Source organism: Streptomyces sp. NPDC091289 (assembly GCF_044757365.1).
Lineage (GTDB): Bacteria > Actinomycetota > Actinomycetes > Streptomycetales > Streptomycetaceae > Streptomyces.
Genome location: NZ_JBIVUT010000034.1, coordinates 24,758 through 41,172, shown reverse-complemented (window position 1 = coordinate 41,172; position 16,415 = coordinate 24,758). Strand labels below are relative to the sequence as shown.

The 16,415-nt window shown below is 75.5% G+C and carries 9 protein-coding genes; 7 read left to right on the top strand and 2 right to left on the bottom strand.

Annotated features, from left to right (window positions below):
* Positions 1-6: 6 nt before the first annotated feature.
* Positions 7-480 (bottom strand): MarR family winged helix-turn-helix transcriptional regulator, encoded by a 474-nt coding sequence (locus tag ACIQPT_RS34265; protein ID WP_401161790.1) that lies wholly within the window; start codon positions 478-480, stop codon positions 7-9.
* Positions 481-601: 121 nt separating this feature from the next.
* On the opposite strand from ACIQPT_RS34265, the gene ACIQPT_RS34260 reads away from it, so the two are divergent.
* The 7 genes from ACIQPT_RS34260 (at position 602) to ACIQPT_RS34230 (ending at position 15,779) form a co-directional block, all read left to right on the top strand.
* Positions 602-1,537 carry an NADP-dependent oxidoreductase gene (locus ACIQPT_RS34260; RefSeq protein ID WP_401161788.1) on the top strand — a complete coding sequence of 312 codons (936 nt, stop codon included), beginning with the start codon at positions 602-604 and terminating at the stop codon, positions 1,535-1,537.
* Positions 1,538-1,757: 220 nt separating this feature from the next.
* The gene (locus ACIQPT_RS34255; RefSeq protein ID WP_401161787.1) at positions 1,758-2,618 is read left to right on the top strand and encodes a DUF4132 domain-containing protein; all 861 of its coding nucleotides are present in this window, start codon (positions 1,758-1,760) and stop codon (positions 2,616-2,618) included.
* On the top strand, positions 2,615-7,816 hold the full coding sequence (locus ACIQPT_RS34250) for a hypothetical protein (RefSeq protein ID WP_401161785.1): 5,202 nt from the start codon (positions 2,615-2,617) through the stop codon (positions 7,814-7,816). Before ACIQPT_RS34255 ends, ACIQPT_RS34250 begins: the two co-directional genes overlap by 4 nt.
* Complete coding sequence (locus ACIQPT_RS34245) at positions 7,813-9,063, top strand: AAA family ATPase (protein ID WP_401161783.1); 1,251 nt, start codon at positions 7,813-7,815, stop codon at positions 9,061-9,063. The genes ACIQPT_RS34250 and ACIQPT_RS34245 overlap by 4 nt, the downstream gene beginning before the upstream one ends.
* A 3-nt stretch (positions 9,064-9,066) precedes the next feature.
* Complete coding sequence (locus ACIQPT_RS34240) at positions 9,067-13,188, top strand: DUF5682 family protein (RefSeq protein WP_401161781.1); 4,122 nt, start codon at positions 9,067-9,069, stop codon at positions 13,186-13,188.
* Positions 13,185-15,041, top strand: coding sequence for a hypothetical protein (locus tag ACIQPT_RS34235; RefSeq protein ID WP_401161779.1), 1,857 nt, complete (start codon positions 13,185-13,187; stop codon positions 15,039-15,041). Before ACIQPT_RS34240 ends, ACIQPT_RS34235 begins: the two co-directional genes overlap by 4 nt.
* Positions 15,042-15,056: 15 nt before the next feature.
* Positions 15,057-15,779: an alpha/beta hydrolase gene (locus tag ACIQPT_RS34230; RefSeq protein ID WP_401161777.1), complete on the top strand. Its 723-nt coding sequence runs from the start codon at positions 15,057-15,059 to the stop codon at positions 15,777-15,779.
* A 34-nt stretch (positions 15,780-15,813) separates the two neighbouring features.
* Here ACIQPT_RS34230 and ACIQPT_RS34225 read toward each other — a convergent pair whose 3' ends face one another.
* On the bottom strand, positions 15,814-16,383 hold the full coding sequence (locus ACIQPT_RS34225; protein ID WP_401161775.1) for a YciI family protein: 570 nt from the start codon (positions 16,381-16,383) through the stop codon (positions 15,814-15,816).
* Between the last annotated feature and the right edge of the window lie 32 nt (positions 16,384-16,415).

The window sequence follows — 16,415 nt, the reverse complement described above, 5'->3', positions numbered from 1 at the left end:
TGGCGCTCAGCCTCCTTCGAGCTCCCGGCGCACGGTAGCGGCGATGCGGGTCAGGGCGGCCTCGAGGTGGCGGCGCTGAGCGGCGCCGAGCGGATCGAACACGAGCCGCTTCACCTGCGCGACGTGTTCCGGTGCGCTCTCCACGAGCTTCTGCCGGCCGGCGTCGGTCAGGGCGGCGAGGGTGTACCGGCCGTCGCCGGGGTCGGTTCGGCGGGCGACCCAGTCGCGGGCTTCGAACCGGTCCATCACCTTCGACAGCCGGGGCTGGGTGCTGTCGCAGAGCCGCGCCAGTTCGCTGAGCCGCATCGTGGCCTCGTCGGCCATGGACAGCTGCGCCAGGACCCCGTACTCGAAGTTGGAGATGCCCGCGTCCCGCTGCAGCTGGCGGTCGAGGGCGGCGGGGAGGGCGATGACGACCGTGAGGAGCGCCTGCCACAGCTTCTGCTGATCGTCGTCGAGCCAGGGCGACTGAGTATCCATGCGTCCCATCGTACTTGCCCAGGCAACTCGTATCACTTGCCTGGGCAAGTCTTGGTGGGCTACTTTTTCACTTGCCTAGGCAAGTGAAGAGCTTCGTCGGCACACCCTGGAGGACAACGACATGAAGGCAGTACGTTTCCACGAGTTCGGCAGCAGCGAGGTCCTGCGGTACGAGGACGTCGAGCGTCCGGTCCCCGGCGCCGGCCAGGTGCTGGTGCGGGTGGCGGCCACGTCGTTCAACCCGGTCGACGACCACATCCGCGCCGGTGTCATGGCCGGGATGCTCCCGATCGCACTCCCGTACGTGCCGGGGATCGACCTGGCGGGCACCGTCGCCGAACTCGGCGCCGACGTGACCGGCCCGGAGGTCGGCGACCAGGTCGTGGCGATGCTGCCCCTCGACTCCGCCGGTGGCGCCGCCGAGTACGCGCTCGTCCCGGCCGGGTCGCTGGCCCCGGCGCCCCGGACGACCGAGCTGGTCGACGCCGCGGCGCTGCCGCTGACCGGCCTGGCGGCCTGGCAGACGGTGTTCGAGCTCGCCGAGCTGAAGCCCGGTCAGACCGTGCTGGTCAACGGTGCGGGGGGCGCGGTGGGCAGCCTCGTGGTGCAGCTCGCCGTCGACGCGGGGGCACAGGTGACGGCGGTGGACGCACCGGGGCACGCCGACCGTCTTCGAGGCTACGGCGCGGACCGGGTCACCGGCCCCCTCGACCTCGCCGCGGGACCGGGCGCCGTGGGCGGTCCGTTCCAGGTCGTGGTGAACCATGTGCGCGTCTCTCCGGAGGAGCTCGCCCGGCTGACGGACTACGTCGCCGACGGCGGGGTCGCCGCCAGTACGGCCGGCCCGGTCCCCGAAGACCCGGGCCGGGGCGTGCGCAGTGCGAGCCTGTGGGTCCGCAGCGACGGAGCCCAGCTGGCGGAGCTGGTCGCCAAGGTGGATGCCGGAAAGCTCCGGGTCCATGTCGCCGCCCACCGCCCGGTGGCCGAGCTGGCCGCCGTGCACGAGGACGCCGGCGCCGGGCGGCTGCCCGGCAAGACGGTCGTCCTCGCTCCCTGACCGCACCCGACCGGGCCGCCCGCCGTCCGCTTCCGCACTTCGGCACGGCCGGGCGGCCCTTCCGGGGGCGTGGGCCGCACGACGATGAGGAGGGGTCCGAAGCCGTTGTCACTGGTGCCGCTTAGAGTCTCTCTCACTCGTCACGGTGCGTTGCCGCTGACGGGTTCTGTCAGCGTGCCGCCGGTGCGGCGGCCGTCCGGAACAACGGGGAGAACAGCGCATGGGGTGGGTTTCGGCAGGCGACTATGAAGTCGCCCTGGAGGCGGGCAAAGTAGTCTGCCGCAACGGGAAGGGACGACGGCTGAAGTCCGTTCCGGCCAGGTTGAAGGACGACCCCGCGGTCGTCGGTCTCCGGCAGTTGACCGAGTGGCTCGAGCGACACGAACGCCGGTGCGTGACCGACGTCGAGCAGTGGATGGTGCGTTCGCTGCCCGTTCCCACGGCCGTGCTCGCCCGGGTCTGGCCCGATCCGGCCTGGCAGGCGGCCCTGCGGGACGTCGTGGTCACCGGCGCCGGCGGCGGGGTCGCGGGATTTCTGCGCGATGTCGACGCCGAGCGTGGCCTCGGCCTCGTCGACCTGGACGGTGACACGGTCCGCATCACCCCGGACGTGGTCAGCGTGCCCCACCCCGTCCTCCTCGACGACCTCGACGAGCTGCGGGAGTTCGCGGTCGAACTGGGAGTGCGCCAGAACGTGGAGCAGCTGTTCCGTGAGGTGTGGCGCCGCCCGCCCGGCCTCGCCCCGGAGACCACCTCCGTGGACACCTACGCCGGCGGCGTGTTCAAGGAACAGCGCTTCCTGCACGGCCGCGTCACCCAACTCGGGTACCGCTCGCGCGGGGGATACGCGGTCTGCCCGGTGGTCGAGGACGGAGCCACCGCCGAGGCGCGCATCTGGATCGGCGAACACGACGGATACGACGCGTACGGCACCGAGACGGGCCCCCTGGGCTGGACCGACCCCGCGGGGCGCGCGCTGACGGCCGCCGAGGTCGGCCCCGTGGCGTGGTCCGAGGGCATGCGGATGGCGGCGGCGCTCTACGCCGGCCGCGACGTGGAGGACGAGGAGCGGGCGGCATGAGCATCACGACGACGAACACCGACGCGAGCACGACGGCCGCGACGTTCCTTCCCGGCCAGGCCCCGGGCGGGAGCACCGCCGGACCCGACGCCGAGGCCGCCGCGACGGCCCTGCTGGACGCGGGCGCGATCCTCCCGGCCGGCACCACCGACCGGGACGACGCCGACGCGCTGACCGCCCGCACCTACACGCACACCGCCCTCGGCGACCGCCCCGTGGTCCGGCTCGTGCCCGGCACACTCGGCGAAGCCGAGGACCTGGCCCTGGAGTTCCTCGGCCTGGCACGGACCGCGGAGGCCCCCGTCGTGGGCCAGGTGCGCCGCGAGACGCTGGGCTTCCCGGCCTGGGCACTGGTCAACGACCCGGCCAACGGACACCACGCCCTGGCCCTGGTCAAGGACATCGAGCGGCTGGGCCGACAGGCCAGGACCCGTGCCGGAGCGGCCAAGGAGGGCTTCGACGCACTCGGCGCCCGGCTCGGCCGGGCCGTGCCGCACTTCCTTCCCACCTACTACGAGCAGGTGGCACGCCTCTTCCTCCAGGCCGAGAACACCAGCTACGCCGCCTCCTTCTTCGGCAAGGCCCGCGAGGCCGAGCGGGTGCACGGGCTGGTCGTGGACGAGGAGCGGCAGCGGGCCGTCTTCCTGGAGTTCGCCCTCGCCGGCGCGCTGACCGTCAAGGCGCTCCGGCAGTACGTGCGGGACCTGGTGGCCCGGCTCGCACCGGCGGACGCCTGGGCGCAGTTCCGCCGGCTGCTGGTCGAGCGCTGCGCGGCCGGCATGCCGCCGTACGCGGCGCTGCCGCAGGACGTACGCGCGCTGGTCAAGGCCGCCGGGCTGGACCGCGAGGCCGCCGAACAGGAGCTGGTGGCCGATCTGATCGGCTCGCCGGGAGTCGTCCGCGCACCCGCCTCGTTCTGGACGGCCTACCGCTCCGCGCTCATCGCCCTCGCTCGACGGGACACGGCCGTCAAGGCCCGCCTCCTCGGCTTCTTCCCGGAGACCTTCAGTGAGAGCGGCCAGTCCGCCGGTGAGACGGACGGCGAATCCGGCTGGCTCGCGTTGCTGGCCGAGGCCGGCGCCGAGGACCTGCTGACGGCCCTCCCGGACACCGCCGGCAAGGCACCTTCCGCCCCGGCCGCCCTCTCCGCCCCGTCCGTCTCACCGGCGGACTGGCTCGCCCGCTGGGAGGCACACCGCCGGCGCGACCGGGCCACATCGGGCCGCTGCCCGGGGACCCTCGACCTGGCCGCCCGGATGGCGGACCGGCTGCGCGCCGAGGGGCGCCCCGTCGAACTGTTCCAGGGCCGCTGGCAGCGCACCGCCGATCTGGACCTTCTCGACCTCTGCCTGGCCTCCGGCGTTCCCGTGGCCGAGCCGGACGACCAGGACGCGGCCACCGCGCGGTCCCTCGGTGTCCCGATCGGCCAGTGGCTCGCCGACACCGCGCCCGGCGCGCGGGATCTCACGGCCGTCGCCGAACGGCCGGTCTTCCGTGCCCTGCTGAGCCGGAACGTCGGGCGCCTCGGCGACGGGCGCGGGCAGCGGTTGAGCGACGCCGGCCTGGCGAAGCTGGCGGCGCACCCGGTGCTCTCCGTCATCCTGCGGGAGTGGCTGACCGCCCGCGCCGAGGAGTACACGGCCGCGCGAGGGCTCCCCGGGCTGCGCACCGCTCTCAACAGGCTCTCGCCGTTCGGTTCCGTGGTCGCGGACGTCGCCCCGGAAGCCGTACGACTCCTCGAGAGCCACGACGTCGTACCGCTGCTCGCCGCCACCCTGCGCACTGGCCTCCTCGACGAACTGGGCTGGCCCGCGCTCGACGAGACCTACGCCGAACTGGCCGCCGAGGCCGCCGCCGCCGCGCGTCGGCCGAACCACCGGTCGCAGAGCGTCGGCGTCACCGGCGCCTGGCCCGCGCTGATCCTCAACACCTTGGAACGGGCCGTCGTCGTCGGACCGGAAGGCGTGCTGCTGCGGCACACCCTGCGACTGCCCGCCACCGTCGACCACTGGCGGATGATCGCCTTCCGTTACGTCGACGGCGAGTTGCTGGTCATCTGGTGGGAGGACGGCAAGCAGCGCGGCTACTGGTCGCACCGCCCCACCGAGGTGTTCACCGTCGGCGGCGAGCAGATTCCCCGCTGGGGCGGCTCCGGCCCCTCGGACGAGGTCTGCCTGCCGCTGCCCGACGGCGGTCGCGCCACGGGCGGCAAGGCGCTGCACGCGGGAGACACCTCCCTCCCGCCGCAGCGCGCCGTCATCTCCGACGGCACCGGTCACTGGCGGGAGGGCCACCAGGGCACCCAGCGGGTGTGGCTGGAGTACGACCCGGCCGGCGGCACGCACGGCCGCGCATCCCTTCCCGCCTTCCTCCGCTCCGGGGTGCGGGACGGCACCCGGCTGCTCGCCGAGCACTGCCAGGTGCTGCCCCTCCAGCCCGGTCTGGAGACCACCCCGTTCGGCACGGACGGCACGGTCCTCGGCCGCTGGGTCCGCCGCACGGTCACCGAGCCCGGGGCGGCCGCCCCCGCCGACGGGCACCGCACCGTCGCCGGCACCCCCGACGGCCACACGGTCGCCCTGCCGCACCCGCTGCCCGGCGGCGTCTCCCCGGTGCCGCTCGGCGCCCTCGCCCTGCCCGGCGGGTCGAGGCCGGTCGCCGCCCTGAACCACCGCTCCGTGGAGGCGCACCCGGCGGACACCGACGGCACCGGCGGCATCCTGTGGTCCGTCACCACCGAATCCTCCGGCGGGAACGACGCGGCGGGCACCCCCTACGTACCTCCCGTCTCCTACTGGCACGCCCTGCGCCCGAGGGACGAGCGGGGCTCCACCGCCCTGCGGAACCTGACGGACGCCCGGGCGGAGGAGCTGTTCAACGAGGTCGCCGTCGCGGTCGCCCAGCACCTGGAGGCGTTCCGGGCCGTCGAGGAGTACACCGGGCCCTCCTCGCGGGAGCTGACCGAGGAGGCCGCCGCCCGGGTGCTGCCCGAGGTGTCCGACGCCCGGCTCCTCGCGGGCGTCACCGCGCTCGTCCGGAACGCGGTGGACCGGGCTGTCTCTGCCGCCCGGTATGTGGAACCGCCCGAGCCCGTGGAGCCGGCCACCCCCCGGAACACCGCGCGCACCAAGGGCATGTTCTTCGACCACGAGCCCGAGCACGGCGACGACACGACGTTGCGGGACGCCTCCGCCTGGGGCTCCGAGCGGATGCGCGGCAGCTGGTGGGGAGCCGGGAACCGATGGACCGTGATCCGGCAGATCCTCGCCGTCAACCATGTGCTCGGCGGTGAGCCGGCGTTCGGCCCGCCCACCCCGTCGAAGGTCCCGTTCACCCCTGTGGACGGCTGGCAGCGGGACGAGTACACCGTGCCCGGAGACTCCCTCACCTGGCTCTCCCTCCTCGACAAGCTGCCCCAACTGGCCTACCGGGCCGCCTCGGAGACCACCTCCGCCGAGCACCGCACCGGGCTCCTCCTGCTGCTGGAAGCCCTCGCCGCGGGCCCGCTGGCCGACCCGGCCGGCACGGTCCGACAGGTGGAGCTCGTCGAACCGCTCGGCGGAGCGACGCCCGGGCGGGGACGCCCCGAGGCCGTGCACCGCCTCGGCCAGGTGCTGCGCAAGGGCGCCCGCACGGTCGTGGTCCTCGCCGACCGCGGCCGGAACACCCGGGACGACGCGGCCCGCTGGCTCGCCCTGGACCACGACCCGACCGGCGCCTTCGGACCCGTCCCCGGCTTCACCCTGGACCGCGAGCGCGTCCACCGGCAGGGCTTCGCCCGCGACCGGCTCACCCGGCTCACCGCCCTGGTACGGGAACAGGGCCCGGCACCCTGGCGCCCGGAGGCCGCCGAGGCGTTCCACACGGCCACCGGAATCGGACCCCTCCAGTCCGCCGCCCTGCTGTCGGCAGCGGTGCCGGAGCCCGGCGCCGAGGCGCTCGCGCTGCTCGGCGCGAAGACACGTGCCTTCGAGGAGGCCGAGGCACGGCTGGACGCCCTGCCCCGCGACGACCGGTACGCCCTGCTCCGGGCGCTGCTGCCCGAGGACCCGGCCGAGCTGTGGTCCACCGGCCCCGACGTCCGCGCCGCCGCCGAGGTCTGGCAGGACCGCCTGTCCTCCCTCGTCCGCGTCCCCGAGGAGCTGGACCTCGACCTCTCGGGCACCACCGCGGACGCCGTCGACCTGGTCCTCAACGCGGGCTCCCGGACCTGGCTCGCCCACGGCACCGCCGTCCAGGACGGCACCGGTCGCCCGGGCCCGCGCGTGACGAGCGCACGCGGCGCGGTCTCCTCCGCACTGACCGCCCTGCACACCCTCGCCTACACGCTGCCGTACGGGCACCCCCTGCGGGAGCACCTGCCCATCGGGCTCGCGGCCCTGCGCGGCCGCCTCGCCGACCCGGACCTGGTGCTGGACCTCGGTCTGCACTGGACCGAGTCGGGGGGCCCGATCGGCGGCACGGTCCGCGCCGCCCACGGGCTCCCCGAGTCCGGCGGCGCCGACGCCGACGGACTGGTCCGGGCCGGCGAGGCGCTGCTCCTCGCCCCCGGTTACGGCGACAACGAGAAGCTGCTGATTCGCCCGGCCGGCCTGGCGGGCCCCGACGACCCGGCGTTTGGCCTCGTCGAGGGCACCATCGCCAGTCACGGCACCGGCGATCTGCTCGCCCTGCGCGCACTGCTGGGCCAGGAGACCGACGCGTTGGTCTCGGCGGGCGCCCCCGACGGCTCCCCGCACCATCCGGCCCAGGACCCGACGCGTGCGGTGCCGGACCTGGTGGCCGAGGCAGCCGCCGCCCTCGACCTGAGCGCGGACACCGCCGCCCTCTACCTGATGCTCCTCGCCCTGCCCGACCCCACGGACCGCAACTGCGTCCGCTGGACCGGGTGGAAGCCGGCACGGATCAAGAAGGCCCGGGCGGAACTCGCCGCCACCGACCTCGTCGTGGAGGCGAAGCGCTCCCGCGCCGGCCGCACCCTGTTCCTGCCCTGCGGTTGGCTGGAACGCGGAACCCCCGGGCTGCCGCTCGAGACCTGGAAGGAACGCCTGTACCCCGTGACCGGGTCCACCCGGACCCTGCCCCACCTCCCCGTGCCCGAGCTGTTCGCAGCCGCCTGGGCACGGACCCGCGGCGGCGACGCCCCCGCCTTCGAAGAACTGGACACCCGCGCAACCCGGAAGGGCCGCCGCCGATGACGAACGACACCACGACCACCACGGACACGACCGCCACGGACACCACCACGGGCAGCACCATCGGGGGCGGCGTCCCGGGCCGGGCGACGGCGCCCGGCCGGCAGCACCGCCAGATAACGCCCCCCGAGGACCGGTACGCCACCGAGCTGGCCTTCCTCGCCGCCCACGACCCCGGGCCCCGCCCGCCCGGCTGGCTGCTCACCCCGCGTGCCGTCGTCACCTTCGTGATGGGCAGCGCGGGCGATCCACTGGGCCTGCCGAAGGGGGCCCGGCCCGGAGCCGGGGTCCCGGGCCGCCTGGTGATCGAGCAGAAGTTCGTCGGCGAGCGCGCTCTGGTCGAACGGTGCGTGGTCACCCTCGCCGGGGAGCGCGGGCTCCTCCTCGTGGGTGAACCCGGCACCGCCAAGTCCATGCTCTCCGAGCTGCTGTCGGCGGCCGTCTGCGGGACCAGCGCGCTCACCGTGCAGGGCACCGCGGGCACCACCGAGGACCAGCTCAAGTACGGCTGGAACTACGCGCTGCTGCTCGCCCAGGGGCCCACCGAGCAGGCCCTCGTCCCCTCCCCGGTACTCACCGCCATGACGCGGGGGGCCGTCGCCCGCGTCGAGGAGGTCACCCGCTGTCTGCCGGAGGTCCAGGACGCCCTCGTCTCCCTGCTCTCCGAGCGGCGGATCGCGGTCCCCGAACTCGCGGGCGGCGAAGGCGCCCAGGTGCACGCGGCCCCCGGGTTCACCCTCATCGCCACCGCCAACCTGCGGGACAAGGGAGTCTCGGAGATGTCCGCCGCGCTGAAGCGTCGCTTCAACTTCGAGACCGTGGGCCCCATCGGGGACGTCGAGGCCGAGACCGCGCTCGTCCGGAGCCAGTCGCGGGCGGCCGTCGAACGGGTGGGCGCCGCCTACCAGGTGGACGACGCGGTCCTCGAAGCCCTGGTCACCGCCTTCCGGGACCTGCGCGCGGGCCGCTCCGTGGAGGGCTGGGAGGTCGAGCGCCCCTCCACGGTGATGAGCACGGCGGAGGCGGTCTCCGTCGCGGGCTCCCTGGGCCTGGCCGCCGCCTACTTCCCCGGCGACCGGGACGTGCTCTCCCTCCTGCCCGGCCATCTGCTCGGCGTCGTCCGAAAGGACGACCCCGCCGACGCGGGACGGCTGCTGGGGTACTGGGACGGGCCGGTGCGCAGGCGCGCGGAGCAGGGGTCGGCCACCTGGCGTGCCCTGTGGGACCTGCGCGCGGTGCTGGAGAACTGACGGATGAACGAGTCGACCATCCCCGGTACGCGGTCCACCGCTGAGGCAGCACCCACCGCCGACGCGCCGGCCGCTTCCCCGGCACGGGGCACGGCGGCAGAGCCGGCCGCCACCCCGGCTTCCGGACCGGCTGCCCCGGAAGCCGGGCCCGCCACCTCGGAAGCCGCGGTGGCGGCCCTCGCGGCGACCGGACCCGGGTCGCCGTTCCTCATCGGGGTGCGTCACCATGCGCCCTCGCTGGCGGCCGCCCTCCCGGCGATGCTGGACGCGGCGGCCCCCGACGTCCTCCTCGTCGAACTGCCCGCCGAGTTCCAGCCCTGGCTGGGCTGGCTCGCCCACGAGGAGACCGAGGCCCCGGTGGCGCTGGCCGCCGTGCCCGCCGCCGTGCCCGGGCCCACCCCGGCAGGCGAACGAGGGCCGGCCTTCTACCCGTTCGCGGACTTCTCGCCCGAGCTGGTCGCCCTGCGCTGGGCGGCGAGGAACGGAGTCCCGGCGGTGGCCTGCGATCTGCCGCTGGCCGACCCGGCATGGGCGGGCGGCACCGACGCCCCCGCCCCCGGCGCCGACTCCGCACCCGTGCCGGGGGAGGGGCGCGGGCTGTCCGCCGCGCTCCGGTCCCGGCTCACCGGCCGGGACGGCGACGACCTGTGGGACCGGCTGGTGGAGGCACTCGCGCCCGGTTCGACACCCGAGGCGCTGCGCCGTGCCGCCCTGCTCACCGGCTGGGCTCTGCGCTACGAGGCCGAGGCGCGGGGCGGGGTGCACGGTATGGATCTGGCGCGCGAGGCGTGCATGCGCGGACATGTCGCCGAGGCCCTGGCGAGCGGGCGGCGGCCCGCCGTGGTGGTGGGAGCCTTCCACACCCCGGCCCTGCTGCCGTCCGCCGCCACGGCCGCCGGGGGCCCCGCGCAGGAAGCGCCGGACTCACGGGAAGCGCCGGCCGCACCGGACCGCACGTCCGCGACCGGTCCGGGCGCGGACGGAAGGATGAACGGCGCGGACGGAAAGGTGAACGGCGCGGACGGCCACGTGAACGAAGCCGCCGGGACCTCGGCGTGCACGGTTTCCCTGGTCCCGTACACGTACCGGCTGCTCGACTCACGCTCCGGCTACCCGGCCGGCATCCGGGACCCGGAGTGGCAGCACATCGTCCTGGACGCCGCCGGGGACCCGGCGGCCCTGCACGAGGCCCTGATCCGCACGGCGGTCCGCGTCTGCGCCGCCCTGCGCGAACAGGGCCACCCCTACGGTCCGGCGGACGGCCGGGAGGTCGTCCGGGTGGCCGGTGACCTGGCCCGGCTGCGCGGTCTGCCCGCCCCCGGCCGCGGTGAACTCCTGGAAGCCGTGCAGACGGTGCTGGGGCGCGGCGAGACCTACGGCACGGGCCGCGCCGTCGCCCGGGCCCTCGAACACGTGCTCGTCGGAGCCCGCACCGGACGGCCCGCACCCTCCGCTCCGCGCAGCGGACTGGGCCCCGCCGTCGAGGCCGCGATCGCCGAGCTCGCGCTCCCCGGGCCGGAGGACGCGCACGAGAAGACGCCGCGCGACCTCCGGCTCGACCCGGCGCGCTCCACCCTGGACCGGCACCGCGAACTGCTGCTGCGCAGGCTGACGGTGTGCGGCATCCCGTACGCGCGTGAGCAGGGGGTGGCCGGTGCGGCGGGCAGTGAAGGACTCACGACGCGCTGGCAGGTCCGCTGGACCCCGGCGACGGCCGCGATGCTCACCGCGGCCGGGGCCCGGGGCGTCACCCCGGCCCAGGCGGCCGAGGGCGTGTTGCGGCAGCGGCACGCGGCCGAGCGGGAGGAGGGCGGTCCGACGGCCGCCCAGGTCGTCCGCGGCCTCATGGAGGCCGCCGAGTGCGGGCTCCCCACCTCCGCCGACGAACGGCTGACGGAACTCGCGGCCGTGCTCCCCGCGAGCGGTACCCTTCCCGAACTCCTCGCCGGCCTCGACCTGCTGGACCGCCTCGACGCCGGCCATCTGCCGGGCCTGGCCGCGCCCGACGGCTCCACGGCCCCGGACGCCACCGCCTCCGCCGGTGCCGCCCGCATCGCGAACGCGGCCGAACTCCTGACCTCGGCCGCGGTACGCCAGGTCGACGGCCTGACCGGCTCGGAGGAACCCGAAGACGCCCGGGCGCTGCTCGAACTGGCGCAGCGCGCCGACCGGGTGGGCGGCATCCGGCTCACCGACGCCCTCGCCCGGCTGGCCGCCGACGGCACCCCGTTGATCGCCGCGGCCGCCGGAGCGGTCCGGGTGCTCACGGGCCACGAAGAGGCGGAGTCCTTCGGGGGGCGCGTCGCCTCCTGGGTGGACGGAGCCGTGGACAGCACCTCCCGGGCCGCGCTCACCGCCCGCCTCACCGGCGTCCTGACGGTGGCGGGCCCGCTCCTGACCGTCGGCGTGGGCGCCCTGGACCCGTTGCTGCACCGGGTCGTCGAGCTGGACGACTCCGCGTTCCTGGCGCGGCTGCCGGCCCTGCGCGGTGGCTTCGACACCCTGAGCCCGGCCGCCCGGGACCGGCTGCTGGACACGGTCGAGGAGCGGCTCGGCGAACGGGTGGACACCCTCGACGCGGACGACCCGGCCGAGCTGGCCCGCCGCACGGTCGCCGACCTCGCGGCCCGCGAGCTCCTGACCGGCCTCGGCCTGCCCGTCCCGCCACCCGCGCACGACGACCGGATCCCACCGCGGCCCGGCAGCCCCACCGCAACGCACCGAACCGCCGCACTGGCTACCGCCACACCCGCCACCGCCACACCCGGCTCACCGGGCCAACCCGCCCCCGCGCTCTCCGCCGAGGCCGCACCCGCCACCGCCACACCCGGCTCACCGGGCCAACCCGCCCCCGTACCTTCCGCCGAGGCTGCTCCCGCACCTTCCGCCGAGGCCGCCCCCGCCCCCTCCGCCGAGGCCGCCCCCGCCCCCTCCGCCGAGGCCGCTCCCGCACCTTCCCCGGGGGCTGCCCCCGTACCTTCCACCGGGGCCGCCCCCGTGCGGACCCTCGCGTCCGCCGACCGCTGGCGGCTCGTGCTCGGCCGGCGTGCCGACCGAATGCCGTCCGGCGCCGCCCGCCTGGCGACCGCTCTGGACGAGCTCTACGGCGCGGGACGCGGCGAGGGATCCCGCAGCGGTCTGCCCGGCCCCGGGCACGGCGGCGCCGGACCGCGCGGCGGCCGGGAGCCGTCGTTCCCCGGCGTCCGCGAGTGGTCCGAGGAACTGGCCGCGCTGTTCGGCCCCGGCGTCCGCGAGGAGGTCCTCGCCGCCGCGGCCGTGACAGGACGGCAGGACGTCCTCGCCGAACTCGACCCGGCGGCCGCCACCCCCTCCGTGGAACTGCTCCGGACGATCCTGCGGTACGCCGGCGGTCTCCCCGAAGCCCGCCTCGCGGCGCTCCGGCCCCTGGTCCGCCGCCTGGTCGACGAACTGACCCGGCAGCTCACCACCCGGCTGCGCCCCGCCCTCACCGGCGCGATGACGGCCCGGCCCACCCGCCGTCCCGGTGGCCGGCTGGACCTGCCGCGCACGCTGCGCGCCAACCTGGCCACCGCCCGCCGGACGGCCGACGGAACGGTCCGGGTGATCCCGGAGAAGCCCGTGTTCCGCAGTCGCGCCCGCCGGTCGGCCGACTGGCGCCTGATTCTGGTCACCGACGTCTCCGGGTCCATGGAGTCGTCCACGATCTGGTCCGCGCTGACCGCCTCCGTGCTCGCCGGTGTGCCGACCCTGAGCACCCATTTCCTGGCCTTCTCCACGGAGGTCGTCGATCTCACCGGCCATGTGCGCGATCCCCTCTCGCTCCTGCTGGAGGTGAGTGTGGGCGGGGGCACGCACATCGCCGCCGGGCTGCGGCACGCCCGCAGCATGGTCGAGGTGCCCAGCCGCACCCTCGTCGTCGTCATCAGCGACTTCGAGGAGGGCGCGCCGCTCGCCGGACTGCTGGCCGAGGTGCGGGCTCTGGTGACCACCGGCTGCCACGTCCTCGGGTGCGCGAGTCTCGACGACGCCGGCCGGCCCCGCTACTCGACGGGCGTCGCCGGGCAGCTCGTGGCCGCCGGCATGCCCGTGGCGGCCCTCAGCCCACTCGAACTGGCCCGCTGGATAGGGGAGAAGACCGCATGAACGCCGACCGGTTGCCACCCGTCGCGCCGGAGGTCACGGCCACACTCGTGGAGGACCTCTCACCCCGGCTGCGCAAGCGGCTGGACGCGGCGGTCTCCAAGCTCGGCACCCGCACGACGCGCCGCGACGGGGACACGGTGACGATCGAGGTCGACGCCGAGACCGAGTTGCGCCTGCACGCCCCGGGCGGCGTGGTGGCGACGACGGACGCCATCACCTGCGGTTGCCTCCTCGCCCCGGCATGCGTCCACCGCGCGGCCGCCGCCTGCGCCGCCCCCATGGCGGACCCGACGCCGGAGGTCGCCGACCGGCCCACCCCGGCGGTCCCCGAACCCGCTGCGGCGACGGACTCAGCCCCCGCCCCCGGCTCAGCCCCCGGCTCTGCCCCCGCCCTCGGCTCTGCCCCCGCCCTCGGCTCTGCCCCCGCCCTCGGCTCCGCCTCCCCGCCCGAGGTGGCGAGCCCGGCCCAGCGCGCTGCCGCCGACGCCCTGTGGTCGGCGGGCGCCGCCGTGCTGGAAGCCGGAGTGGACGGGGCCGGAGCCGTCACCCAGTCGGCCCTTCTCCGCGCCGCGCACACCGCCCGGCTCCGGCATCTGCCGCGTGGCGCGGGTGCCGCGCTGTCCGTCGTCACGCTGCTGCGCGCGGCCCGCGCCGGGGACCCGTCCTACCGCACCGCCGACCTCGTCACGGCCCTGGCCGAACTCCTGGGCACCGCACACCGGGTGGGGACAGCCTCCGGGGCGGAGCTGGAGGCCGTCAGAGGCCGCGCGCGCCGCCCGTACAGCCCGGACGGTTCGCTGCGCCTGTACGGCCTGTTCACCGAACCCGTGGTCACCGACTCGGGGCACGGCGGCGTCCGCACCTGGGTCGCCGGATCCGACGGCCGTCTCTTCACGGTCGGCGACGTGGCGCCCGGCGGTGTCGGGCGTGCCCTGGGCGTGGCCGACCGGGCCGTGCGCCTGGGGGACAGCGCGCTCACCCACCGGGAGCTGGGCCGGGCCGGCCTGGCGGTCTCGGGGGCGACGGTCTCGCCGGACGGCAGACTGGGTGCCGGGAAGGGAGTCAAGGCCGTGACCGCAGGGGGCGCGGCATGGACGGAGCCACCGCTCGCCGCGCTGTGGGAGACCCCGCCGGCCGAACAGGCCGCCCGCGCCCTGCGGTCCACCTCGCGCTACGCGGACCCGGACGGCGGCGGCAGCGACCTGCTCTTCCTGGACGTCGAAATCCTCGGCGCGGTACGGGAGTCGGGCGGCTCCTGCCTGCTCGCGCGGTGCGAGGGAGGCGTTCCCGTCCGGCTCGCCGTCGCCGACGACGACCCCGCGCTGGCCCACCGCGACAACATGGTGCTGCTGGCCGCGGCACCAGGGACACGGCTGAGGATCATCGGCCGCCTGGTGCCAGCCCCGCACCCCCGGCTCACTCTCCTCGCCTGCTCGCACCCCACCGGCGAGGGCGCCATCGATCTCGGCCTCGACCGCCTGCGCCGGGCCGACCTCCCGGACCCGGCCGCCTCCGTGCACCCCGTATCGCTCCAGCCCGGAGGGTCCGGCGCGCACTCGCCCCTGTACCTCCTGGAGCGCCGGGTCGAACAGACGGTCCCGGCCGGCCGCGCCGCCCTCGGCATGCTCGGCGACGTCAGCGCGGAGACCCGCCGGATCCGCCGCGCCGGCCTCCCCACGGCCGCCGGGCTCCTCACCGCCCTGTGCGCCTCGGCGGCCCGACGCGACCGCGATCATTTCGGCCGCCTGCTCCCTGCCGACACCGACGGCTTCGCCGCCCACTGGCTGGCTGCCGCCCGTTACACGGCCGCCGTGGCCGAGTCCCTGTGCTCCGCGGCCTGGGAACCGACGTAGGCGTGGTCCGCACCTATGATCACTTCCCGAAGCCGACCTGAGGAGGCGGGTGCATTGCCGGCCGCAGTGCTCGTTCACGGCCTGTACCACCGCCCCGAACACTTCGGAGCGGTGGCGGAGCCCTTGCGGGCGGCGGGAATCGACGTCCTGGTTCCCGAGCTCCACCGAGGGTCGCTGCCCGCTGACACCGCAGCGGTCCAGTCCGCTGTCGACTCGCTCACCGAGCCTCCGCTCGTGCTCGGACACTCCTACGGCGGCTCGGTGATCACCGGAGTGCGCGGAGCACGGCATCTGGTCTATCTGACGGCCTTCGTGCCGGACACCGGCGAGAGCGCGGCCGCTCTGGGCGGTGCGTCCCCGCGACTCCAGGAGGCGATCGAGCCCGAGCCCGACGGATCGACCAGCCTGCGTCCCGACCGGGCCGCCGACGTCCTCTACCACGACTGTTCCGGGCCTGCCGCCGCCCGGGCGGTCGGCCTGCTCCGCCCGCAGGCCCCCGGCTGCGGGCGAGGAGTTCCGACGCACCACAGCTGGAAGGACACTCCCTCCACCTACGTCGTCTGCGGCCAGGACCGGGTCATCGCCCCGGCTCTGCAACGGAGGATGGCCTCGCGCTGCACCGAGGCGCGCGAGTGGCGGACAGGCCACTCACCCTTCGTGGGGCGACCCGATCTCCTCGTAAAACTCCTGCGGGAACTGCTCGTACCCGTGAGCCGGCAAGAGGCCTTCCGGCCGTAGTCCGTGATGAATCCCTGGCCCCTTCTGCGAGCCCTCAGTTACGACCGCCGCGCTGCCAGCGCTGGGAGGAGAGCCGCACGGGCCCGCCGGCGAGCCGGTCCGCCAACGGCTGGACCAGGCTTCGCGCCTCGTCCGGGAGCGCCCGTACGGCCGCGACCAATCCCGTCGTGCGGTCCTGGTCGTCGTCGTCGACCAGGGCGGCCACGAAGCTCGGCCGGCTGTCCGGATCGGCGGCCGACAACCACTGCTCGGTGTCGCCCGGCGTGCGGGTGTGCGGGGACCATCGGGCGGTGACGAGCGTGTACAGGACGTCCGCCGCCGGTTCGCGGTGCAGCAGTACCACCACCGGGGCGGCCAGGAAATCCCGGTAGAGACCGGCCTTCCAGAAGGGTTCCTCGGTCGCGAACCGTTCCGCGTCGGCCCGGTCGGCCAGATCGACGACATGGACGCTGCCCGTGTGCTCCTCCCCGTCGTCGGACAGGGTGGGGCCGCGCAGTATCAGCCCGTCGGCGAACCGGTCCATATAGGACCAGTGTTCCTCGCAGAGTTCGTCCAATCGGTCCGCGACGTCCGGCTTGTCCTGTGCGTGTACGTAGAACGGCATGCCGGAACCGTACCGGGACGCGCCGGGCGTAC

Coding starts and splice junctions, on each gene's coding strand:
- ACIQPT_RS34265 (WP_401161790.1), bottom strand. CDS start 480: ATGGATACTCAGTCGCCCTGGCTCGACGACGATCAGCAGAAGCTGTGG.
- ACIQPT_RS34260 (WP_401161788.1), top strand. CDS start 602: ATGAAGGCAGTACGTTTCCACGAGTTCGGCAGCAGCGAGGTCCTGCGG.
- ACIQPT_RS34255 (WP_401161787.1), top strand. CDS start 1,758: ATGGGGTGGGTTTCGGCAGGCGACTATGAAGTCGCCCTGGAGGCGGGC.
- ACIQPT_RS34250 (WP_401161785.1), top strand. CDS start 2,615: ATGAGCATCACGACGACGAACACCGACGCGAGCACGACGGCCGCGACG.
- ACIQPT_RS34245 (WP_401161783.1), top strand. CDS start 7,813: ATGACGAACGACACCACGACCACCACGGACACGACCGCCACGGACACC.
- ACIQPT_RS34240 (WP_401161781.1), top strand. CDS start 9,067: ATGAACGAGTCGACCATCCCCGGTACGCGGTCCACCGCTGAGGCAGCA.
- ACIQPT_RS34235 (WP_401161779.1), top strand. CDS start 13,185: ATGAACGCCGACCGGTTGCCACCCGTCGCGCCGGAGGTCACGGCCACA.
- ACIQPT_RS34230 (WP_401161777.1), top strand. CDS start 15,057: ATGATCACTTCCCGAAGCCGACCTGAGGAGGCGGGTGCATTGCCGGCC.
- ACIQPT_RS34225 (WP_401161775.1), bottom strand. CDS start 16,383: ATGCCGTTCTACGTACACGCACAGGACAAGCCGGACGTCGCGGACCGA.